At 73.5% G+C, this 21,973-nt stretch carries 20 protein-coding genes and 1 tRNA gene; 12 read left to right on the plus strand and 9 right to left on the minus strand.

All coding sequences use genetic code 11. The features are described 5' to 3' along the window. Positions 1 to 96: 96 nt before the first annotated feature. From DNK53_RS04905 to DNK53_RS04915, 3 genes are all read left to right on the plus strand, one after another. The gene (locus DNK53_RS04905) at positions 97 to 1,257 is read left to right on the plus strand and encodes a ferredoxin reductase (protein WP_338040995.1); all 1,161 of its coding nucleotides are present in this window, start codon (positions 97 to 99) and stop codon (positions 1,255 to 1,257) included. A 35-nt stretch (positions 1,258 to 1,292) separates the two neighbouring features. Next, positions 1,293 to 2,546, plus strand: coding sequence for a fatty acid desaturase family protein (locus tag DNK53_RS04910; RefSeq protein WP_110181115.1), 1,254 nt, complete (start codon positions 1,293 to 1,295; stop codon positions 2,544 to 2,546). 88 nt (positions 2,547 to 2,634) lie between these two features. Beyond that, on the plus strand, positions 2,635 to 4,251 hold the full coding sequence (locus tag DNK53_RS04915; protein WP_110181116.1) for a hypothetical protein: 1,617 nt from the start codon (positions 2,635 to 2,637) through the stop codon (positions 4,249 to 4,251). Positions 4,252 to 4,269: 18 nt separating this feature from the next. Here DNK53_RS04915 and DNK53_RS04920 read toward each other — a convergent pair whose 3' ends face one another. After that, positions 4,270 to 5,202 (minus strand): oxidoreductase, encoded by a 933-nt coding sequence (locus DNK53_RS04920; RefSeq protein WP_110181117.1) that lies wholly within the window; start codon positions 5,200 to 5,202, stop codon positions 4,270 to 4,272. Continuing rightward, a complete protein-coding gene (locus DNK53_RS04925) occupies positions 5,199 to 6,026 on the minus strand; it encodes a maleylpyruvate isomerase family mycothiol-dependent enzyme (RefSeq protein ID WP_110181118.1) in 828 nt (275 codons plus the stop codon). The genes DNK53_RS04920 and DNK53_RS04925 overlap by 4 nt, the downstream gene beginning before the upstream one ends. A 44-nt stretch (positions 6,027 to 6,070) precedes the next feature. Between DNK53_RS04925 and DNK53_RS04930 the strand changes: the two genes are divergently transcribed. Then, complete coding sequence (locus tag DNK53_RS04930; protein WP_110181119.1) at positions 6,071 to 7,834, plus strand: NHL domain-containing thioredoxin family protein; 1,764 nt, start codon at positions 6,071 to 6,073, stop codon at positions 7,832 to 7,834. Between the two features lie 93 nt (positions 7,835 to 7,927). On the opposite strand, the gene DNK53_RS04935 is transcribed toward DNK53_RS04930, so the two are convergent. After that, positions 7,928 to 9,811 (minus strand): acyl-CoA dehydrogenase, encoded by a 1,884-nt coding sequence (locus DNK53_RS04935; protein WP_110181120.1) that lies wholly within the window; start codon positions 9,809 to 9,811, stop codon positions 7,928 to 7,930. A 217-nt stretch (positions 9,812 to 10,028) separates the two neighbouring features. On the opposite strand from DNK53_RS04935, the gene DNK53_RS04940 reads away from it, so the two are divergent. After that, positions 10,029 to 10,487, plus strand: coding sequence for an RrF2 family transcriptional regulator (locus DNK53_RS04940; RefSeq protein WP_110181121.1), 459 nt, complete (start codon positions 10,029 to 10,031; stop codon positions 10,485 to 10,487). A gap of 4 nt (positions 10,488 to 10,491) precedes the next feature. Here the strand turns inward: DNK53_RS04940 and DNK53_RS04945 are convergent, their stop codons facing one another. The 3 genes from DNK53_RS04945 to DNK53_RS04955 form a co-directional block, all read right to left on the minus strand. Next, positions 10,492 to 11,145: a DUF2461 domain-containing protein gene (locus tag DNK53_RS04945; protein ID WP_110181122.1), complete on the minus strand. Its 654-nt coding sequence runs from the start codon at positions 11,143 to 11,145 to the stop codon at positions 10,492 to 10,494. Next, positions 11,145 to 11,220 (minus strand) — tRNA-Gly (locus DNK53_RS04950). The genes DNK53_RS04945 and DNK53_RS04950 overlap by 1 nt, the downstream gene beginning before the upstream one ends. 40 nt (positions 11,221 to 11,260) lie before the next feature. After that, the gene (locus DNK53_RS04955) at positions 11,261 to 12,034 is read right to left on the minus strand and encodes an SGNH/GDSL hydrolase family protein (protein ID WP_110181123.1); all 774 of its coding nucleotides are present in this window, start codon (positions 12,032 to 12,034) and stop codon (positions 11,261 to 11,263) included. Between the two features lie 66 nt (positions 12,035 to 12,100). Between DNK53_RS04955 and dcd the strand changes: the two genes are divergently transcribed. The 6 genes from dcd (at position 12,101) to DNK53_RS04985 (ending at position 17,754) form a co-directional block, all read left to right on the plus strand. Next, positions 12,101 to 12,676: a dCTP deaminase gene (dcd, locus tag DNK53_RS04960; protein WP_110181124.1), complete on the plus strand. Its 576-nt coding sequence runs from the start codon at positions 12,101 to 12,103 to the stop codon at positions 12,674 to 12,676. 159 nt (positions 12,677 to 12,835) lie between these two features. Next, positions 12,836 to 13,876 carry an ABC transporter substrate-binding protein gene (locus DNK53_RS04965; protein WP_110181125.1) on the plus strand — a complete coding sequence of 347 codons (1,041 nt, stop codon included), beginning with the start codon at positions 12,836 to 12,838 and terminating at the stop codon, positions 13,874 to 13,876. After that, on the plus strand, positions 13,873 to 14,874 hold the full coding sequence (locus DNK53_RS04970; protein ID WP_239456351.1) for a FecCD family ABC transporter permease: 1,002 nt from the start codon (positions 13,873 to 13,875) through the stop codon (positions 14,872 to 14,874). Before DNK53_RS04965 ends, DNK53_RS04970 begins: the two co-directional genes overlap by 4 nt. Next, positions 14,871 to 15,932, plus strand: coding sequence for a FecCD family ABC transporter permease (locus tag DNK53_RS04975; protein WP_239456352.1), 1,062 nt, complete (start codon positions 14,871 to 14,873; stop codon positions 15,930 to 15,932). The genes DNK53_RS04970 and DNK53_RS04975 overlap by 4 nt, the downstream gene beginning before the upstream one ends. Further along, positions 15,929 to 16,765 carry an ABC transporter ATP-binding protein gene (locus tag DNK53_RS04980; RefSeq protein ID WP_275425731.1) on the plus strand — a complete coding sequence of 279 codons (837 nt, stop codon included), beginning with the start codon at positions 15,929 to 15,931 and terminating at the stop codon, positions 16,763 to 16,765. Before DNK53_RS04975 ends, DNK53_RS04980 begins: the two co-directional genes overlap by 4 nt. 11 nt (positions 16,766 to 16,776) lie before the next feature. Further along, positions 16,777 to 17,754, plus strand: a complete 978-nt coding sequence (locus DNK53_RS04985) for a siderophore-interacting protein (RefSeq protein WP_110181126.1) — start codon at positions 16,777 to 16,779, stop codon at positions 17,752 to 17,754. 9 nt (positions 17,755 to 17,763) lie between these two features. On the opposite strand, the gene DNK53_RS04990 is transcribed toward DNK53_RS04985, so the two are convergent. Further along, complete coding sequence (locus tag DNK53_RS04990; RefSeq protein ID WP_162599783.1) at positions 17,764 to 19,662, minus strand: hypothetical protein; 1,899 nt, start codon at positions 19,660 to 19,662, stop codon at positions 17,764 to 17,766. Positions 19,663 to 19,744: 82 nt separating this feature from the next. Between DNK53_RS04990 and DNK53_RS04995 the strand changes: the two genes are divergently transcribed. Next, on the plus strand, positions 19,745 to 20,791 hold the full coding sequence (locus DNK53_RS04995; RefSeq protein WP_239456353.1) for a glycosyltransferase family 2 protein: 1,047 nt from the start codon (positions 19,745 to 19,747) through the stop codon (positions 20,789 to 20,791). Here DNK53_RS04995 and DNK53_RS05000 read toward each other — a convergent pair. Both DNK53_RS05000 and DNK53_RS05005 read right to left on the minus strand, forming a co-directional pair. After that, positions 20,680 to 21,453, minus strand: coding sequence for a class I SAM-dependent methyltransferase (locus tag DNK53_RS05000; protein WP_110181128.1), 774 nt, complete (start codon positions 21,451 to 21,453; stop codon positions 20,680 to 20,682). The genes DNK53_RS04995 and DNK53_RS05000 overlap by 112 nt on opposite strands. After that, positions 21,450 to 21,800, minus strand: coding sequence for a TraR/DksA family transcriptional regulator (locus DNK53_RS05005; RefSeq protein WP_239456354.1), 351 nt, complete (start codon positions 21,798 to 21,800; stop codon positions 21,450 to 21,452). The genes DNK53_RS05000 and DNK53_RS05005 overlap by 4 nt, the downstream gene beginning before the upstream one ends. Between the last annotated feature and the right edge of the window lie 173 nt (positions 21,801 to 21,973).

A 21,973-nucleotide genomic window follows, 5' to 3' on the forward strand; every position in this document is an offset into this window, starting at 1 on the left:
CTGTCGCCGCGAACTGTTCTATGCGAACAAATGTGACCTGAACCTTCACGTCTGCCGGTCAGGAATCTACCTCCCCCGACCAGTCATGATGGACGCATGGCCATGCTTCTGACTGAGACCTCCGACGGGAACCGTCGGGGACGGCACCGCAGCGCCCCCGCGCTGCGCCTGCGGGACCGCGCGGTCCGGCTCGTCGAGGCCGCCACGACGCCGCTGATGCCGGCCGACTACCTCGACCTCTTCGCGCCCCTGCGCTCCGGCGCCGAGCTGCGCGGTCGGATCGTCTCGGTCGAGCCCGAGACGGCCGACGCCGCCACGATCGTGATCAAGCCGGGCGCCGACTGGGCCGGCCACGTGCCGGGCCAGTACACCCGCGTCGGCATCGACGTCGACGGCGTGCGCCACTGGCGCGCCTACTCCCTGACCCACGGCCCGCGCCCCGACGGCCACATCTCCATCACCGTCAAGGCGGTCGCCGACGGCGTCGTCAGCAGCCACCTGGTCCGCGAGGCCCGCCCCGGCACGCTGGTCCACCTCGAGCAGGCGGCCGGCGAGTTCGTGCTGCCGACCGACGGCGGCAAGCTCCTCATGGTGACCGCCGGCTCCGGCGTCACCCCCGTCGTGGGGATGCTCCGCAACCTCTTCCCGGTCACCGACTCCGGCGTCGTCCGGCTGCCGCGCAGCGAGGCCTACGACATCACCGTGGTCCACGTCGCGCCGAGCGAGCCCGACTCGATCTTCCTGCGCGACCTCCAGGCGCTCGACGCGGCCGGGATGATCCGGCTGGTGCCCCGCTACGACGACGTCCACGGCGTCCTCGACGTCGAGGAGCTCGAGACGATCGTCCCCGACCTCGCCGCCCGCCGGACCCTGGCCTGCGGCCCCTCCGCCCTCCTCGACGCGCTCGAGGCGCACCACGCGGCGCGCGGCCTGGGCCTGACGATCGAGCAGTTCCGGGTCTCCCGCGTCGAGGCCGGGGAGGGTGGCACCGTCACCTTCACCCGCACGGGGGTCGAGGTGGAGGGCGACGGTGCCACCCCCATCCTCGACGCCGCCGAGGAGGCCGGCGTGCTGATGCCGTCCGGCTGCCGGATGGGCATCTGCATGGGCTGCGTGCTCCCCATGAAGGAGGGCTCCGTGCGCGACCTGCGCAACGGCGCCATCACCACCGCCGTGCCGGGCGAGACCGACCCCGCCGGCGTGAAGATCCAGACCTGCATCAGCGCCGCCGCCGGCGCGTGCACCCTCGACCACTGACCCGTTCGATCCCACCACCCGCGAGGAGTCGACAGATGACGACGATCACCAAGAAGGCCCAGAGCCCCATCGCCCACCTCACCCCCGAGGACGTCGAGGAGATCGGGCGCGAGCTCGACCGGATCCGCCAGCAGGTGATCGACTCCCGCGGCGCCGACGACGCGGCGTACATCCGCGGCATGGTGAAGACGCAGCGCTACCTCGAGCTCGGCAGCCGCGCCGTCCTCCTCTTCTCCGCCCTCCCGCCGGCCTGGGTGGTCGGCACCGCCGGGCTCAGCGTGGCCAAGATCCTCGAGAACATGGAGATCGGCCACAACGTCATGCACGGCCAGTGGGACTGGATGCGCGACCCCAAGATCCACTCCACCACCTGGGAGTGGGACAACGCCTCGACCGCCGAGGGCTGGAAGCACAGCCACAACGAGGTGCACCACACCTACACCAACATCGTCGGCAAGGACAACGACCTCGGCTACGGCATCATGCGCGTCGACGAGGACCAGAAGTGGGTCCCGGCCTACCTCGGCCAGCCGATCTGGAACTTCGTCAACGCGTGCTTCTTCGAGTACGGCATCGCCGCCTACGACCTCGAGCTCGGCAAGAACCTGCGGATCCCCCAGGAGAAGCGGAGCCCCGAGTTCACCCGCCGGGCCCGGAACACGCTGAGGAAGATCCGCCAGCAGATGACCAAGGACTACGTCGTCCACCCGGCGCTGGCGATCCCGACCGGCTCCTTCCTGCCGACCCTGGCCGCCAACTTCACCGCCAACCTGGTCCGCAACGTCTGGTCGCACTCGGTGATCATGTGCGGCCACTTCCCGGAGGGCGTCGAGACCTTCGAGCGGGCCGCGATCCCCGAGAAGGAGACCCGCGGCGAGTGGTACCTGCGCCAGATGCTGGGGTCGGCCAACATCTCGGGCTCCGAGGCGATGCACGTGATGACCGGCAACCTGAGCCACCAGATCGAGCACCACCTCTTCCCCGACCTGCCGAGCAACCGCTACAAGGAGGTCGCCCCGCAGGTGAAGGCGCTCTTCGACCGCTACGGCCTGACCTACCTCGAGCGGCCCCTGCCGCAGCAGGTCTACAGCGCCTGGCACAAGGTGGTCCGGCTCAGCCTGCCCAACGGCTTCGTCGAGACCACGACCGTGAAGAACGCGCCGCAGCAGCTGGTCAAGCTCTTCAAGATGGTCACCGGCGACCGCAAGACCCGTCGCGCCCTCCAGGCCCGGATGACCCAGGAGGCGCGCCGCGCCCAGGCCGCGAAGGACGCCCGCCTGGCCGCCTGAGCCCGGGGCACGAACTATCCTCGTGCCCATGCACCACCCCGCCGCGACCCGCCCGTCCCGCACCTCCCGCCGTGGGGGCCGTTGAGACGTGGGCTGGTTGCTGCTGGCCCTGGTCGGGCTGGTCTACCTCGCAGTGGGCCCGTGGACCCTGGTCCTCGTCGCGGTGCTGCTCGCCGTCCCCCGGGTCCGGGAGCGGGTGCCGCGGCCCGAGGTGACCCGGCGCGGGGTGGCCGTCGGCGCCGCGGTCGTCGTCGGCCTGGGCCTGGTGGTCTGGGCGGTGCCCGACGGCCGCCTGCCGATCCCGCACACGGGCGGGCTGCTCGTCACCCCGGGGTACGACGGGCGGCAGGTCTCCGCGCGGGCGATCGAGGCCGAGCAGCCCCCGCAGCACCCGTGGCTGGCCCCGACCGGCGCCGACGCGGTCGGCAACGACGCCTGGTCCAGCGGCGCCTACCCCGGCGGCGGCCCGCTGGGCGACCGGCCCGAGGTCGAGACGGGCTGGTACGGCCTGGAGAAGTGCGGGCGGCTCGCCTTCGACTCCCGTGGCCGCGTGGTGGCGCTGTGCCACGACCGCGAGGGGGCGCTGCTGCGCGTCCTCGACCCCGAGTCGCTCGACCCGCTCAGCACCAAGCGGCTGCCCGGGCGGCTCGAGGGCGACGTCTCCCCGTGGCAGGACGTCTGCAACGGTTCGCAGTTCTACCTCGACAACGGCGACCGCGCGGTGGTCACCACCACCGAGCGGCAGATCCAGGCGGTCGGCACCGCCGACGCCGAGGGGAAGCCCGACCTGACCGTCGCCGAGTCGTGGGACCTCGCCGACCGGGTCGCCGAGGACGACTGCCTGGTCGCAGTCAAGCCCGACTGGACGGGTCGGATCTGGTGGGCCAGCCGGGAGGGGAGGGTCGGCCTCGTCGACCCGGTCACCGGGACCGTGCACGCCACCGACCTGACCGGCGAGCGGATCACCAACACCTTCGCGGTCGACGAGACCGGGGGCGTCTTCCTGGTCAGCGACGCCGCGCTCTACCGCTTCGCCGTCGACGCCGAGGGGGCCCCCGTGGTCTCGTGGCGCACCCCCTACGACCGGGGCGTCGAGCAGAAGGCGGGCCAGTTCGCCCAGGGCAGTGGCACCTCCCCGACCCTGGTCGACGACAACCTCGTCGCCATCGCCGACAACGCCGAGCCGCGCCTCCACGTGGTCTTCGTCGACCGCTCCTCGGGCGCCGAGGTCTGCCGCTCGGCGCTCTTCGACGGGGGCGAGTCCGCGACCGAGACCTCGCTATCCTCGGTCGGCTCCGGCGTGATCGTCGAGAACAACCACGGCTACCACTCGCCCCGCGCCACCCTGATGGGCTTCGCCACCTCGCCCGGGCTGGCCCGGGTGGACCACGCGGGAGGCGAGTGCCGGGTCGCCTGGACCAACGAGGAGGTCGCCCCCTCGGCCCTCCCGGTCGTCTCCTGGCAGACCGGGCTGCTCTACACGTGGACCAAGCGGCCCACCCTGTGGGGCGTCTCGGCGTGGTACCTCACCGCGGTCGACGCGAGCACGGGCCGGACGGCGTTCTCCGTGCGGGCCGGGACGGGGACGCTCTTCAACGCCCACTACTCCGCGGTGACGCTGGGCCCCAACGGGGGCGCGTACGTCGGCACGATGGGCGGGCTCGTCCGCGTCCGCGACGTGGAGCGGAAGAAGAAGGACGACTGACCGGCCCACGTGGGTGGGTCACGGCCAGCGCAGGCCCACGGCCTCCTCGCTGAGCTCCCAGAGGCGGCGCTGGGCCGACTCGTCGCGGGCCAGCGCGCTGGACCCGACGAGCCGCGGCGGTCCGGAGACCTGCTGGAAGCCGTCGGGCCCGCAGAAGGAGCCACCGGGCAGGTCGGCGGTGGCCGCCATCAGCACGGGCCAGGCACCCGCGGCCGCCGACTGGGAGACCGCGCGCACGGTGGCGTCCAGGATCGAGGCCGCCCCGCCCGAGGAGCGGCCGAACTGGCCGTTGGCGGTCAGGTGGGTCCCCGCGATGCCCGGGTGGGCGGCGAGCGCCCGCACCGGCACCCCCGCGGCGTCGCAGCGCCGCTGCAGCTCGTGGGTGAAGAGCAGGTTGGCCAGCTTGGACTCGGCGTAGACCTGCCAGCGCCGGTAGCGCTCGCGGCGCACCCGCGGGTCGCCCAGCGGGGCGCGCCGCGCCCGGCGGTGCATGAGCGAGCTGACGGTCACGACGCGCCCGCCGCCCGCCTCCCGCAGCTGGGGGAGGAGCAGGCCGGTGAGCAGGAAGGGCCCGAAGTGGTTGGTCGCCATCTGCAGGTCGAAGCCGTCGCCGGTCACCTGCTGCGGGGTCGCCATCACGCCCGCGTTGTTGACCAGCACGTCGAGGGGGCCCAGGTCGCGGGCTGCGCTCGCGGCGCCGCGCACCGACTCCAGCGAGGAGAGGTCGACCAGGAGCTGCTCCGGCGCGGCTCCCGGCACCTCGCCGCGGACGGTCGCCGCGGTGGCGTCGAGCTTCTCCCGGCTGCGGCCCGCCAGCACGACCCGGGCGCCGCGCCGCGCCAGCTCGAGGGCGACGTGCTGGCCCAGCCCGCCGGGGCTCGGGCCCGTCACCACGACGGTCCGACCGGACTGGTCGCCGACGTCGGCGAGCGTCCAGGCCGGCGACGTCACGGGGTGACCGCCATGGCGCCGGCGAGGCGCCGGCCCAGGTCGGCGTCGCCCGTCACCGCGAGGTCGACGGAGTCGGCCGGCCGCCGCCCGCCGGCCAGCAGGGCGAACGCCTCCACCCCGAGGTCGAGCGTGGTGTCGGCCGCGCCGTCGGAGGCGGCGACCTCGTGGCCACGACCGTCGTCTCCGACCCGGAACCGGCGCTCGGGGCGGCCCTCGACGCGCACGGCTGCGGTGGTGCCCGCCGGGGCGCCCACGCGCTTGGCCAGCACGAGGCCGAGGCTCTCCGACAGGTAGTCGACCGTGTGCAGCGCCGCGGGGGAGTCGAGGTTGCCGGGGCGGCCGACGGCCCGCCGGACGTCCTGCTCGTGCATCCACACGTCGAGCGGCCGGTTGCGCAGCAGCGTCAGGGTCGACCAGCCGACCATCCCGAAGGCGCCGGGGGCGGGGGCGTCGGGGTCGGTGGGCGGGTCGGCCAGCAGCGCGGTGCGGCGACGCGTCGCGCTCTCGCGGACCTCGACGAGCAGCTCGTCGGGCGTGCGGTCGCGCCGGGCGACCACGCCCTGCTCGGTGAAGGTCCCCAGCGCGTTGCGCACGTGGGAGGCGCCCGAGACGTCGACGTCGGCGTGCTCGCCGCCGGCGAGCAGCGACTCCAGGTGGGCGGTGTGCGCGACGACCGCGTGCACGTCCCACCCCGCGAGGTCGGTGGGGCGGCGCCAGTCCTCGGGGTCGAGGCCCTCGAGCAGCGTGGTCAGGTCGTCGACCGCCTGCCACCAGATGTCGACGTACCCGGTCAGCTCGTGCTTCCTGCCATCCTGCTCAGCCATGGGGCGCAGCCTAGGGCGCTGGACCGACACCTGAGAATGGCAGCATGCGCGTCCGTGCCCCCGAGCTGACCGGACGGGGCTGGCTGAACACCGCCGGCCCCCTCACCCTCGCCGACCTGCGAGGCCGGTTCGTCCTCCTCGACTTCTGGACCTTCTGCTGCGTCAACTGCCTGCACGTCATCGACGAGCTGCGGCCGCTGGAGGCGAAGTACGCCGAGGAGCTCGTGGTCGTCGGCGTCCACTCCCCGAAGTTCGCCCACGAGGCCGACCCCGACGCGCTCGTCGCGGCGGTCGAGCGGTACGGCGTGCACCACGCCGTCCTCGACGACCCCGGCCTGACCACCTGGGGGGCCTACACGGCCCGCGCCTGGCCGACGCTGGTCCTCGTCGACCCCGAGGGCTACGTCGTCGCCCAGTACGCCGGCGAGGGGCACGTCCACGCCCTCGACCGGCTGCTCGGCGAGCTCGTCGACGAGCACCGCGCGCGCGGGACCCTGCAGCCGGGGGACGCGCCGTACGTGCCGCCCGCCGTCGAGCCCAGCGACCTGCGGTTCCCCGCCAAGGCCGTGCCGCTGCCCGACGGTCGGGTGCTGGTCGCCGACGCCGGCCACGACGAGGTCGTCGAGCTCGCCTCGGCCGACGGCCCGGTGCTGCGCCGCTTCGGCGGCTTCGCCGAGCCCAACGGCCTCTGCCTGCTCCCCGACGACGTGGCCGCCGAGGTCGGGTACGACGTCGTGGTCGCCGACACCGTCCACCACCAGCTCCGCGGGCTCGCGCTCGCCACGGGCGAGGTGCGGGTGCTCGCCGGGGACGGTGAGCAGTGGCGCCCCGGCGACGGCGTCGAGCGGCTCTCCAGCCCCTGGGACGTCGCCTGGTGGGGGAGGCGGGTCTGGGTCGCGATGGCCGGGATCCACCAGCTCTGGACCTTCGACCCCCGCGACGGCACGGTCGAGGTGGCCGCGGGGACGACGAACGAGGGCCTGCGTGACGGCCCGGCCGTCGAGGCCTGGCTCGCGCAGACCAGCGGGTTGGCCGCGGCCGGCGACCGGCTCTGGCTGGCCGACAGCGAGGTCTCCGCGGTGCGCTGGGTCGAGGCCGCCGGGGCCGGAGCGGACGCCCGGGTCGGCACGGCCGTCGGCACCGGCCTCTTCGACTTCGGCTTCCGCGACGGCCCGGCCGAGCGGGCGCTGCTCCAGCACCCGCTGGGCGTCACCGCCCTGCCCGACGGCTCGGTGGCCGTCTGCGACACCTACAACGGCGCCGTACGCCGCTGGGACCCGGTCGCCGGCGAGCTCACCACGCTGGCCACCGGCCTCGCCGAGCCGAGCGGCGCCCACGTCGACGGCGAGCACCTCGTCGTCGTGGAGTCGGCGGCGCACCGGCTGGTCCGGGTGCCGCTCGGGGCGGCCGCGCAGGCCGACGACTTCAGCCACCGCACCCAGCGCCCGGTGACGGAGGTCGGGGCCACGGTCGCGCTCGACGTCGTCTTCGCCCCGCCGCCGGGCCAGAAGGTCGACGACCGGTTCGGCCCCGCCACCCAGCTGATGGTGACCGCCACGCCGGCCGCCCTGCTGCGGTCCGGCGAGGGCCGGGACACCGCCCTGCGCCGGACCCTCGAGCTCGACCCCGCCGTCGGCGAGGGCGTGCTCCACGTCGCCGCCCGCGCCGCCTCCTGCGACGCGCCGGTCGACGGCGAGGTGCCCGAGGGCGCCGCCTGCCACGTGCACCAGCAGGACTGGGGCGTCCCGGTGCGGGTCAGCGCCACCGGCGACGCGACCCTGCTGCTGCCCTTGGGCGGCACCGCCTGAGGCCCCCACGCACGTCGCAGGGCCGCCCGGATCACCGGGCGGCCCTGCGCGTCGAGCTGGGGTGGAGCTGTGGTGGAGCTGGTGGGGCGTGCGTCAGAACGCGGCCTCGTCGAGGTCCATCAGCGAGAGGTCGATCTGCTCGGCGATGTTGCGCTCGGCGGTGAGCCGGGGCAGGTTGGTCGCGGCGAAGAAGCGGGCCGCGGCGACCTTGCCCTCGTAGAACGCCTTGTCCTTGGCGGAGACGTCGCCGCCGAGCTTGGCGAGCGCGACCTCGGCCTGGCGCAGCAGCAGCCAGGCGCAGACGACGTCCCCGAGCACCATCAGCAGGCGGGTGGTGTTGAGCCCCACCTTGTAGATGTTGCGGATGTCGCCGCCCTGGGCGGAGGCGTCGGCCGACATCAGGTCGTTGATCATGTGACCGACGATGGCGTTGGCGTCCTCGAGGGCCTTGGCGAGCAGCTCGCGCTCGACCTTGAGCTGGCCGTTGCCGGCCTCCGACTTGATGAAGCCCTCGATCTCGCCGGCGACGTGGCCCAGGGCGCGGCCCTGGTCCTTGACGATCTTGCGGAAGAAGAAGTCCTGGCCCTGGATCGCGGTGGTGCCCTCGTAGAGGGTGTCGATCTTGGCGTCGCGGACGTACTGCTCGACCGGGTACTCCTGGAGGAAGCCCGAGCCGCCGAAGGTCTGCAGCGACTCGGTGCCCAGCAGCACCCACGAGCGCTCCGAGCCGTAGCCCTTGACGATCGGGAGGAGCAGGTCGTTGACGCCCTCGGCCAGCTTGTCGTGCTCGCCCTCGTGCGCGGCCAGCATGACCTTGTCCTGCCACGTGGCGGTGTAGAGCACCAGCGCGCGCATCGCCTCGGCGAACGACTTCTGGGTCATCAGCGAGCGGCGCACGTCGGGGTGGTGGGTGATCGTGACGCGCGGGGCGGTCTTGTCGGCCGACTGGGTGAGGTCGGCGCCCTGCACGCGCTCCTTGGCGTAGTCCAGCGCGTTGAGGTAGCCGGTGGAGAGGGTGGCGATCGCCTTGGTGCCGACCATCATCCGGGCGTTCTCGATGATGTCGAACATCTGCGCGATGCCGTTGTGCACCTCGCCCACGAGCCAGCCCTTGGCGGGCTCGCCGCCACCGACCTGCGGGTCGCCGAAGGTGACCTCGCAGGTGTTGGAGACCTTGATGCCCATCTTGTGCTCGACGTTGGTCACGTAGACGCCGTTGCGCTCGCCGGTCAGCTCGCCGGTCTCGTGGTCGAAGTGGTGCTCGGGCATCCAGAAGAGCGAGAGGCCCTTGGTGCCCGGGCCGCCGGCGCCCTCGACGCCCTCGGGGCGGGCGAGGACGAGGTGCATGACGTTCTCGGTCATGTCGTTGGTGGCGGAGGTGATGAACCGCTTCACCCCGGTGATGTTCCAGGAGCCGTCCTCGTTGGGGACGGCCTTGGCGCGGCCCGCGCCCACGTCGGAGCCGGCGTCGGGCTCGGTCAGCACCATGGTGCAGCCCCACTCGCGCTCCACCATGATCTCGGCGACGCGCATGTCGCGCTCGACGCCGTTGGCGTTGTTGTAGAGGACGCCGGCGAACGGCGCGCCCGCGGCGTACATGTGGACCGGCGCGTTGGCACCGAGCACCATCTCGCCGATCGCCCAGTTGAGGCTGGAGGGGGCGGGGGTGCCGCCGAGCTCCTCGCGGATCTGCAGGCGCCAGAACTCGGCGTCCATCCAGGCGCGGTAGCTCTTCTTGAACGACTCCGGCAGCGGGGCGGAGTGGGTCTTGGGGTCGAAGACCGGCGGGTTGCGGTCGCTGTCCTCGTAGGAGGCGGCGATCTCCTCGCGGGCGAGGCGGTCGACCTCGGCCAGCACCTCGCGGGCGGTGTCGACGTCGACCTCGGCGAAGGGGCCCTGACCGAGGATCTCGTCGCGACCGAAGACCTCGAAGAGGTTGAACTCGATGTCGCGGAGGTTGCTCTTGTAGTGGCTCACTGACCCACCCTTATCCGATCTCATGGGGTGACCGGGCCCTGCGGATCCGGTCCTGTGCGGGGGACTGGGGGCGCACGCGTCCTACCAGTCAGTAACTTATTGTGCCTCGGCAGGGGACGCCCCGCAAGCGGAACGACGGTGATCTTTGCAACGAGGCGCATGGCCCCGCTCCACGGGTCCGGCCCCTCTCCGCGCGGGCGTCTGCCAAACTTGGGCCATGCGCGTCTCCGCCAAGTCCGACTACGCCCTCCGGGCGCTCATCGAGATGGTGGGCCGCGCCGACGCCAAGCCGGTCAGCGCCGAGGAGCTGGGCAAGGCCCAGGACATCCCCCACGGCTTCCTCCAGGCGATCCTCGCCGACCTGCGCAAGGCCGGGGTGGTGGTCTCGCAGCGCGGCCAGTCCGGCGGCTGGCGGCTGGCCCGCGACCCGCAGCAGGTCTCGGTCGCCGACGTGATCCGCGCCGTCGACGGCCCGCTGGTCTCCGTCTACGGCCTGCGCCCCGAAGCCGTCTCCTACCACGACTCCGCCGAGGTGCTCCAGCACGTCTGGATCGCCGCCCGCAGCTCGCTGCGCGAAGTCTTCGAGCAGGTCTCCATCGCCCAGCTCGCCGCCCGCGAGCTGCCCGAGGCCGTCACCTCGCGCACCGGCGACGAGGACGCCTGGCAGCCCCACTGAGCCGTCAGGCCCCTCGGGCGGCGTCGGCGATCCACTCGACCAGCGGGCGCAGCTCCCGCCAGTCCTCGCGGACCCGGTCGAGCAGGCCGGGACCGATCGCCTCGGGCTCGAAGCCGTAGGGGCGGCCCACGAAGAGCTGCTTGTGCCGCAGCAGCTCGATCCGCGGGTGGCCGGCGTCGTAGCCGCGCGGGGAGGTCTTGAGCCGGTCGCCCGCGACCTCCCAGCCTCCCGACCGGTAGCCGTCCAGCAGCCGGGCCAGCGCCTCCCCGGAGGTCCGGCGGGCCATCGCCTCGCGGATCGCGGCGAGCCGCGGACCGCTCGCGTCGTAGAAGCCGGCGCCGACCCGGGTGCCGCGCGGCGACAGCTCGACGTACCAGCCCGTCGCCTCGCCCGCGGCGACGAACGCGCCCTGGTGGGTCTTGTACGGCGTCTTGTCCTTGCTGAACCGCACGTCGCGGTGGGGACGGAAGACCTTGGCCTTGCCGAACTCGGGCTCGAGCGCGGCGACCAGCGCCTCCATCGGCCGGCGCACCGCCTCGGCGTAGACCTGCTTGTGCGCCTCCCAGAACGCCCTCGTGTTGTCGACCTCGAGGTCGTCGTAGAAGTCGAGCGCGGCCACGGGGAAGCCAGCGAACCGGCTGCTCTCCCTGGACTCCATGGAGCGGATGACGAGACTCGAACTCGCGACATCGACCTTGGGAAGGTCGCGCTCTACCAACTGAGCTACATCCGCACGGCGGTCGCGGTGCTGCTGCGGCCGACGACGAGGGATGCTACCCGATCCGCGAGAACGTCGGGTGCTTGGGCTCCAGCCCGTCGCCAGACGAGCGTCCGGTGACCCGGCGGTGGATCCACGGGCCGAGGAACTCCCGGGTCCACCGCGCGTTCTCGCGCAGCTGCTCGCGGCGGCCGAGGAGCGGCGCCGGGGTGACCTCCATCGGCTGCAGGCCGTGCTCGACGCCGAGGGCGTCGAGCACCTGCAGGGCCATGTAGTGGTGGCCGGCGGCGTTGAGGTGCATCCGGTCGGTGTCCATGTGGGTGACCAGGTCGACGCCGCGCATCCGCCACATGTCGACCAGCGTGGCGCCGTGGGCGTCGGCGATCTCGCGGGCCCACTCGTTGAAGAGGGCGAAGCGGCCGCGCACCGCGCCGTAGATCCCGCCCTTCCCGGGGTCGAAGAGGGTGAACATCACGACCCGGGCGCCGGAGGCGGTGAGGCGGCCGACCGCGTCGTCGTACCGCTGCGCGAGCGCGTCGAGGTCGACCTTGGGGCGCAGCACGTCGTTGCCACCCCCGTGGACCGTGACCAGGTCGGGCTCGAGGGCCAGCGCGGGCTCCAGCTGCTCGTCGAGGATCGCCGGGAGCTTGCGCCCGCGGATGGCGAGGTTGGCGTAGCCGAAGTCGGGGTCGAGGCCCGCGAGGTGCTCGGCGACCCGGTCCGCCCAGCCGCGCAGCCCGTTGGGGCGCGCCGGGTCGGGGTCGCCGACGCCCTCGGTGAAGGAGTCGCCGAGGGCGACGTAGCGGGTGAAGGCGGGGGAGGAGGGCATGGGGACCATTCTCCGAGGCCGGCCAAGCGGGCCGGCGCGGGGGCCGGGCGACGGTAGGGTGCCTGCGTGCTGCTCTCCGACCGCGACATCCTCGCCGAGATCGACGCCGGCCGCATCGCCCTGGACCCCTGGGACGAGGCGATGCTGCAGCCCTCCAGCGTCGACATCAGGCTGGACCGCTTCTTCCGGGTCTTCGAGAACCACCGCTACCCGCACATCGACCCGGCCGCCGACCAGAGCGACCTCACGCGGATGGTCGAGCCCGAGGGCGACGAGCCGTTCATCCTGCACCCGGGCGAGTTCGTGCTCGGCTCGACGTACGAGGTGTGCACCCTGCCCGACGACGTCGCCGCGCGCGTGGAGGGCAAGTCGTCGCTCGGCCGCCTCGGCCTCCTCACCCACGCCACCGCCGGCTTCGTCGACCCGGGCTTCTCCGGCCACGTGACGCTCGAGCTGGCCAACGTCGCGACGCTGCCGATCAAGCTCTACCCGGGGATGAAGATCGGGCAGCTCTGCTTCTTCCGGCTCTCCTCGCCGGCCGCGCACCCCTACGGCTCGGAGAAGTACGGGTCGCGCTACCAGGGCCAGCGCGGCCCGACCCCGTCGAAGTCGTTCACGAACTTCCATCGCACCCCCATCTGACGCTGACGCACCGCAGCCCGCAGCAGCCCGCCGTCCCGCACCCCGGGGCCGCGGGCTGTCCGGCGTCCCCGATCGTGGACCGGGGTGGCGCATCCGCCTCCAGTGAGGTTAGGCTCGGCTAAGTAAGGCATCCCTAACACTTAGTCCCCGAGGAACTCCATGCGTCGCTCCACCCTGAAGCTCGCCGCGGCCGTCGCCGGCCTGGGCCTGCTCACCGCCTGCAGCACCGGCTCGACCGACACCGCGGAGGAGGAGGCCCCCGAGGCCCGCACCTCCGTCGACGCCGACGCCTTCCCCGTCACCCTCGAGCACGCCTTCGGCGAGACCACGATCGAGGCCGAGCCGAAGCGCGTGGCGACCCTCGGCTGGACCGACCAGGACAACGTCCTCGCGCTGGGCGTCGTCCCCGTGGGCGCCACGAAGCTCACCTGGGGCGGCAACGACGCGGGCTCCTCCGACTGGTTCGACGCCGAGCTGGAGGAGGTCGGCGGCGAGGCCCCCGTGCGGTACGACGACTCCGACGGCACGCCGGTCCAGGAGGTCGCCGAGCTGGCGCCCGACCTGATCCTCGCCACCAACTCCGGCATCACCGAGGCGGAGTACGAGAAGCTCAGCAAGATCGCCCCGGTGGTGGCCTACCCGGAGGCGCCGTGGGTCACCCCGTGGGAGACCTCGCTGGAGATGGCCGGCCAGGCGCTCGGCCGCTCCGAGCTCGCCGCGGAGGTGACCGAGGAGACCGAGGCCGCGATCGAGGAGGCCAAGGAGGAGAACGCCGACCTGCAGGGCACGTCGTTCGTCTTCGCCTACCTCAGCACCACCGACCTGTCGGGGATCGGCGTCTACGGCCGCCAGGACCCGCGCGTCGCCATCCTCGAGCAGTTCGGCCTCGAGAGCCCCGAGATCGTCGAGAAGGCGGTGAAGGACGGCCAGTTCTACGGCACCGTCTCCGCCGAGCGCGCCGAGACCGTCGACTCCGACATCCTGCTGACCTACGTCGAGACCGAGGACGACCTCGAGACCTACGCGAAGCACAAGCTGATCGGGCAGGTCCCGGCGATCAAGGCCGGGAACGTCTACGGCGAGCTCGACAAGCACGTCGGCCTCTCCATCACCAACCCGACGCCGCTCTCGATCCCCTTCATCGTCGAGAACTTCCTGCCGAGCGTCGCCGAGGCCGCCGCGGGGGCCGACGGCTCGTGACGCTCCTCCAGGCCCCGGCGCGCGCCACGACCGCCGCCCGCCTCGGGGCGGTCGGCGTCGTGGCGCTTCTGCTGGTCGGCACCGCCTCGGTGCTGGTCGGCTCCCGGATGCTCTCCCCGGCGGTGCTGCTCGACGCCGGGGACCCGCTCCGCCCGATCTTCGAGGCCCGCTTCGAGCGCACGCTGCTCGGCGTCGCCGTCGGCGCCGCGCTCGGCCTCGCCGGCGCCCTCATGCAGGGCCTGACCCGCAACCCGCTCGCCGACCCCGGCATCCTCGGCATCAACGCCGGGGCCTCGCTGGCGATGGTCCTGGGCATCTCGCTCGTCGGCGTCTCCGGCATGCAGGCCTACATCTGGTTCGCCTTCGCCGGCGCCGCGGCCGCCGCCCTCCTGGTCCACGGCATCGCGTCGCTGGGCGGCGGCGGCGCGACCCCGGTCAAGCTCGCCGTCGCCGGGGCCGCCGTCACGGCCGCGGTGACGAGCTGGAGCACCGGCGTCCTCATGGTCGACCGCGCCACGATGGAGTCGTTCCGCTTCTGGCAGGTCGGCACGGTCGGCGGCCGCGGGATCGACGTGCTCCTCACCGGCCTGCCCTTCCTCGTCGTCGGCGGCGTGCTCGCCCTCGTCGGCGCCCGGCTGCTCGACGCCCTCGCGCTGGGCGACGACGTGGCCAGGGCGCTGGGTCGCCGCGCCGGCCTGGACCGGGCCGTCGTCGGGCTCGCGATCGTCCTGCTCGCAGGGACGGCGACCGCGCTGGCCGGCCCCATCGCCTTCGTCGGGCTGGTCGTGCCGCACGCCGTCCGCTCGCTCGTGGGCCCCGCCCACGGCCGGCTGCTGCCGCTGGCCGCGCTCGCCGGCGCGATCCTGGTGGTCGCCGCCGACACCCTCGGCCGCGTCGTGCTGCCGCCCGCCGAGGTGCAGGTCGGGATCATGGCCGCCGTCCTCGGCGTCCCGTTCTTCCTGGTGCTCGTGCGCCGCGGCCGGACGGGGGCCCTGTGAACGCCACCCTCCTCGAGCGCCACCCCGACGGCACCGCGGCCGAGCGCGTGGCCGTCGTACGCCGGGCGCGTCGCGCGCCGCGCCGGCGTCGCCGCCTGGTGCTCGCCGGGCTCTCGGTGCTGCTGCTCGCCGTCTTCGCCGCCCGGGTGCTGCTGGGTGACTTCACCTTCACGGTGCCCGACTTCTTCCGGATCCTCCTCGGCGCCGAGATCCCCGGCGCGACGTTCATCCTCATGGAGTCCAAGCTGCCGCGCGCGGTGCTCGGCGTGCTCGTGGGCGTCGCCTTCGGCGTCGGCGGGGCGATCTTCCAGGCGACGCTGCGCAACCCGCTGGCCAGCCCCGACGTCATCGGCGTCTCGCTCGGCGCCAGTGCGTCGGCCGTCGTGGCGATCGTGCTGGCCGGGCTCGAGGGCGGGGCCGTGCAGGCCGCCGCCGTGCTCGGCGCCGTGGGCGCGGCGGTGCTCGTCCGGCTGGTCGCGGGCCCGGGCGGCACCCACCACCTGGTCCTGGCCGGGATCGGGATGGCCGCCGCGCTCCTCTCGGTGGTCCACTACGTCTTCACCCGGGCCGACGTCTGGGACGCCCAGCTGGTGCTCCGCTGGCTCACCGGCAGCGTCGGCGCCGCCGACTGGCCCACCATCCGCCTGCTGGCCCTCGCGCTGCTCGTGCTGCTGCCGCTCGTCGCCCGGGCGACCCGCGCTCTGCCGCTGCTCGAGCTGGGGGAGGAGACCGCCACCGGCCTCGGCGCCGGGCGGCACCAGGCCGACCTCGTGCTCCTGCTGGCCGTGCTGCTCACCGCGGTCGGGGTGGCGGCCGCCGGGCCCATCTCGTTCGTCGCCTTCCTCGCCGGCCCGATCGCCCGGCTGCTGATGGGCGGCCGGACGACGCTGGTCGGCGCCGCCCTGGTGGGCGCGGTCGTCGTGGTCGGCGCCGACTACGTGGCCGACTACCTGCTGGCCGACATCAACTTCCCCACGGGCGTGGTCACCGGCGCCCTCGGGGCGCCGTTCCTGCTCTGGCTGCTCGCCACGGGCCGCACCGGAAGGAGAGTCGCGTGACCGTCACCCACGAACGCCCGGAGGTCGTCGTGCCGCAGGAGAGCACCTCGCGCCTGGTCGCCGACCGGGTCACGCTCGGCTACGGCGAGCGGACCGTCGTCCGGGACCTCTCGCTCGCCGTCCCCGACCACCGGGTCAGCGTGATCGTCGGCGCCAACGCGTGCGGCAAGTCGACGCTCCTGCGCGGGATGGCCAGGCTGCTGCGGCCCGCCGGGGGCAGCGTGCTGCTCGACGGCGAGGCGATCCACCGGCTGCCGTCGCGGCAGGTCGCCCGCACCCTGGGACTGCTGCCGCAGAGCGCCGTCGCGCCCGAGGGGCTCACGGTCACCGACCTGGTCTCCCGGGGCCGGCACCCGCACTCGGGGCTGCTGCGGCGCTGGAGCCGCGAGGACGACGAGGCCGTCGCCGACGCGCTCGCCCTCACCGGCACCCTGGACCTCGCCGACCGCCCCGTCGACCAGCTCTCCGGCGGGCAGCGGCAGCGGGTCTGGGTCGCGATGGCGCTGGCGCAGCGCACCGACCTGCTGCTCCTCGACGAGCCCACCACCTACCTCGACCTCGCCCACCAGGTCGAGCTCCTCGACGTGCTCCGCGACCTCAACGCCGCCCGCGGCACGACCATCGTCATGGTGCTGCACGAGCTCGCCATGGCGTCGCGCTACGCCGACCACCTGGTCGCCATGCAGGGCGGCCGCGTGGTCGCCGCCGGCACGCCCGCCGAGGTGGTCACCCCCGACGTCGTCCGCCGGGTCTTCGACCTGGAGTGCCGGGTGATCGAGGACCCCGTCTCCCACACGCCCCTGGTGGTCCCCGTGGGCCGCCACCACCACTGATCGGAACCCTGATGACCGTCACCGCCGCCCCCGGCCTCCCGCTCGTCCTCGGCGTCCTCGAGGTCGTCGACGTCCACCGCCTCTCGCCGTCCTTCGTCCGCCTCGAGCTGGGCGGGGACTGCCTGCTCGACCTCGGCACCGACGGTCCGCTGCTCGACCAGCGCTTCAAGCTGGTCTTCCCGGCCGCCTCCGGCGAGCTCCCCGACTTCACCGGGGCCGACGAGTCGTGGTTCGCCACCTGGCTCGCCGTCCCGGCCGAGGAGCGCGGCCACATGCGGACCTACACGATCCGCGAGGTCCGCGGCAGCGGGCTGGACACCCGGATCGTCGTCGACGTCGTGCTGCACGTCGCCGACGGCGAGCACGGCCCGGGCTCCGACTGGGCGGCGCAGGCGAAGCCCGGCGACCGGGTGGTCACCCTGGCGCCCCGCAAGGGGCACCCCTTCGGCGGGGTGGAGTTCCTGCCCGGCGCGGCCACCGAGCTGCTGCTCGTGGGCGACGAGACGGCCGTCCCCGCCGTGGCCGGGATCCTCCGCGACCTGCCCGCCGACGCCCGCGGGGCGGCGTTCCTCGAGGTGCCGGTGGAGGGCGACTTCCTCCCCGACGTGATCGCCCCGGCGGGCGTCGAGCTGACCTGGATCGCGCGCGGCGACGCCCCGCTCGGGCAGCGGCTGCACGCCGCGGTCGTGGAGCACCTCGGCGTGGACGGCGTCTCGGCGACCGCCGGCGAGGTGGCTGCCGGCGAGGTGGCCCCCGACGTGGCGCCCGAGGACGTCGACCCCGACCTGTGGGAGACGCCCAGCTACTCCTCCTCCGGCGAGGAGGTCGCCGAGGACCCCCTGCCCCACGAGGGGCTCTACGCCTGGATCGCCGGCGAGTCCGGCATGGTCACCGGCCTGCGCCGCCACCTCGTCCGGGGTCTCGGCGTGCACCGCCGCCAGGTCGCCTTCATGGGCTACTGGCGGCGCGGCGTCGCGATGCGCTCCTGACGCCCGGCGTCAGCCGACGCAGACCGTGAACGGGCCGTCGCCGTCGAAGGAGACCAGCATCATGGTCTCCGGGACCGAGGTGGCCACGTGTGCGGCGTCGCCCTCGACCTGCCACTCCACCAGCGGTCCCTCGAGATCGTCCCGGTAGAGCCGGGTCGCCACAGTGCCCGAGTCGCTGAAGACCACGACCTCGGTCCCGCTCCCCAGGGTCTGGACCTCGAGCACGGCCAGTTCGGCGGTCGACAGGAAGCGGTGGCACCCGGACTCCAGGACCGGCGGCCGGGGCCGCTGCGGCCGGTCGGTGGTGCTCCGCTCCAGCTCCGGGCGACGCGGACGGAACGGGTTGGTCGTCGGGGTCAGGCGGTTCGTGGCCTCGGCCAGCTCGGGGTCGAGCGGTGCGAGGCCGGAGAGGGCCCGCACCTCCGCCCTGCCGAAGGCCCCCACCTGCTCCTCCCGGACGGTCGTGAAGAAGTAGGACTGGGCGAGCAGCAGCTGGCTGTCGGTGGGCTCGCCCTCCGGCAGCTTCGGCACGATCGACGGGTGCGTCAGGTAGGACGCCTTCAGCTGCATGTTGTAGATGTCGGGGTTGCGGTCGCTCAGGACCGCCTGCCCCTCCTCGTGTGCCTTCTTCACCCCCAGGGTGAGCCCTTTGGCACCGCCCGTCAGGAGCGTGAAGTCGCTCTGCCACTTCTCCATGAGCGTGACGCTGTGCAGCGCGTAGGCGACGAAGAGCGCCGCGGCCAGCAGCCCGGGGCGCCACAGGGGCCGGCCCGCGTAGTCGGCCAGCACCGCACCGGCGAGGGCGATCGGCGGGCCCAGCAGCGCGAGCACGATGTAGGCGTAGTGCCCGGACCCGATGCCGTCGGGCCCGAGGTGGAAGCGGGCGGCTGCGACGATGCCCAGCTGGACGAAGCCGGCAACCAGCCCCGCCCAGGCGAGCGAGACGAACGGGGCCGGCCGGTCACCGGGGCGGAGCACGGCCAGGACCAGCAGCAGGGCCAGGACCGGCCCGGCCTGGGCCAGTCCCGAGCCGTTGCCCAGGATGTCCACCAGGCCCTTCCAGACGTAGGTCGGCAGGGCGTGCACGTCGATCGGCTGCTGGAAGTTCTCGGAGTTGTTGGGGCCCTCGCGCCGGCCGTAGGTGAGGTACCAGGCGCCCAGCACGGCCAGCGGAGGCACGCCCAGCGCGACGGCGCGGGGCAGTCCGTGGTGCAGCAGCACGAAGAGACCGACGAGGACGACCATGGTGAGCCCCGTGAACCCGAACATCACCGAGACGAGCAGGCACAGGAGGGCAGCGACCCCCCGCAGCAACGAGAGCGGGCGAGGAAGGACGACCACCAGGGCGATCATCCCCATGAGCACCGCACCCACGTGGTTCAGCGAGGCGGGGAAGATCGTGGCGCCGGCGCCGAGCCCGAACCACGCCACCACGAGGGCCGCGCCGACCGCGACCCAGCGGCCCGCACCGACCCGCCGCAGCAGGAGCCACAGGGTCAGGCACACGGCGAGGTGGAAGAGCACCTCCATCACGACGTACGCCGTGTACTCGAGGCCGAAGAGCTCGAAGAGGATCCGGTAGACCACCACGTGCGCCGTGAACCAGTGGTTGTTGTGGGCGGTGAGGAGCCCCTGGTCCTCGCCCTCGATCGTGCCCCGGAGGAAGAGCAGGTCCCAGTCGTCCGCCCAGAACCACGTGCCCTCCGAGTGGACCACCAGGACCCACCCCGCCGCCGCCAGGCCCACCAGGAGGGTCGCGAACGGCAGGTCGCGGGGGATCGAGCGGAGCCACGCGATCAGCCGGCGGCGCAGCTCCAGGCTCCGCACGCCGCGGACCGCCGCGAGGAGGAGGCGACGCTCCACGGAGAGGTCGGGACCGGTGGAACGTTGGGTGGGGACGTCAGTCATGGTGTTCACCGAGTGTGCCAGTCCCGCGGGGCAATTTCGCTGATTCCCCCAACGACGCACGCCTCCTCCCTAGGCTCGTCCCGTGGACCTGTCCCCGCTCGCCCTCAGCGTCGTCGTGCCGATGTACAACGAGGAGGCCGTCCTGCCGCTCCTCGTCGCTCGGCTCCGCCCGGTGCTGGACGGACTCGACCTCGCTGCCGGTTACGAGGTGGTGTGCGTCGACGACGGCAGCACCGACCTGACCGCAGCGGTGCTGGAGCGGCTCCGCCGTGAGTGGCCCGAGGTACGGGTGGTCCGTCTCCGGATGAACGCCGGCCACCAGGCAGCCCTGTCGGCCGGCCTGGCCGCTGCCCGCGGGGACCGAGTGGTCTCGATCGACGCCGATCTCCAGGACCCGCCGGAGGTCATCCCCGAGATGCTGGCCGTCGCGGACGAGCAGGACGCCGACGTGGTCTACGGGGTTCGCAACGACAGATCCACCGACACCTGGTTCAAGCGGACCACCGCCACCGCCTTCTACTGGGTGATCGGCCGCCTGACCCAGGGCAGCGCCCGCTCCCAGTCGGGCGACTTCCGACTGATGTCGCGGGCCCTGGTCGACGCGGTCAACGGCCTCCCCGAGCCGGGCCGGGTCATCCGCTTCGCGGTGCCTGCCCTCGGCTTCCCGTCCGCCGCCGTCGAGTACCGCCGGGAGCGTCGCGGCGCCGGCAAGGCGAAGTACGGGCTTTTCGACATGGTGCACCTCTCGCTCGACTCCATCACCGGCGTCTCCACGGCGCCCCTGCGGGTGGCGACCTTCGTGGGCTTCTTCGGAGGCATGCTCGCCGTCGTCGCCGGGGTCACCTCCGTGGTCGCACACCTCGTGGACCGCACGATGCCGGGCTGGACTTCGACGGTGGCGATCGTGTCGGGCTTCAGCGCCCTGCAGCTGCTCAGCCTGGGGATCCTCGGCGAGTACATCGGGCGCACCTATCAGTACCTGCAGAACCGGCCGACGTACGTGGTCGACCGGGACTCCTACCTGGAAGGGCTGGAGGCGGAAGAGGCGGCGCCGACCGCCGTGGCGGCAACGAAGACCGACGAGCCGACCGGCAGGTCCCAGCGGCCCAGGACCTTCCTGTCCAGCTGACTCAGCCCCAGGAAGGTCCGCTCCAGCAGCGGGGGGACCGAGGGCACGGGGGCCACGTCGGCGGCCTGCTGCGGGCGGTCGCCCCGGAAGCGCTCCGCGACGCGTGCGGACAGGCGCTGTGCCGCGAAGGCGGGGAAGACCCCCGCGAAGGCGTGGGTGGCCCGCAGCACCTGGAGTCCTGCGCCCTCGACGGCGGCCACGGCCCGGCGGCGGGTGTACCGACGGTGGTGCCCGTTGTGCACGTCGAAGTCGGACCAGGCCCACGTGTAGGCCGGCACGGACATCAGGAAGACGCCCCCGGGGCGGAGCACGCGGCGCACCTCGCGCAGGGCGGCGGCCTCGTCCGCGCAGTGCTCGACGACGTCGAAGGCGCTCACCACGTCGAACGTCCCGTCGGGGAACGGGAGGTCCGGGAGCGCCGCGCAGACGCTGCCGGCCCCCAGCCCGCGGATGTCGGGGTCGACCGGGACCACGTGGCCGGGGCGGCCGGTCCAGTACGCCGAGGGGCCGTCGGCACTGCCGATGTCCAGCACCGTCGCGTCGGACCCCTCCGGGAGGTACCGGTCGAAAACCGTCCGCAGGAGGTCGGCGCGAGCGCGGTACCACCACATGTCCGGCTGGTGCAGCGACGGGGAACCGCCCTGGGCGGTCACGGAGCTCATGGGGCGAGCGTAGGGCAGGCGACGCACGCGGTCGCCGTGGGCCGCGCCTCGAGCCGCGCGTCGGGGATCGCGCGGCCGCAGGTGACGCACGTGCCGTAGGTGCCCACCTCGACGCGCGCCACGGCGGCGTCGATCTCGGCGAGCCGGCGGCGGGTCTGGCCGACCAGGGCGTCGACCTGCGAGCGCTCGAAGGCGATCGTGGCGCCCTCGGGGTCGTGCTCGTCGTCGGCGTTGGTGTCCTTCGAGGCCGCGACGATCGCCTCGAAGTCGTCGGTCAGCAGGGCGAGGCGTCGTACGGCGGTCGCGCGCTCGTCGGCGAGCAGGGCGCGGGCGTCCTTGGCGTTCACCCGACCAGTCTCCCGCGCCGGTGGTCGGCGGGCGCCCTGCGGCGGTGAGGCGCCGGACGTCATCAGGGATGGTCGCTCCGGCGACTCCTCATGATGACCTCCTCGGCGGGGGGAGACGCAGGACGGCCGCACCCCCGGGGGAGTGCGGCCGTCCTGGTCTGCGTCGAGCCGTG

This window comes from Nocardioides solisilvae (genome assembly GCF_003194625.1).
Lineage (GTDB): Bacteria > Actinomycetota > Actinomycetes > Propionibacteriales > Nocardioidaceae > Nocardioides > Nocardioides solisilvae.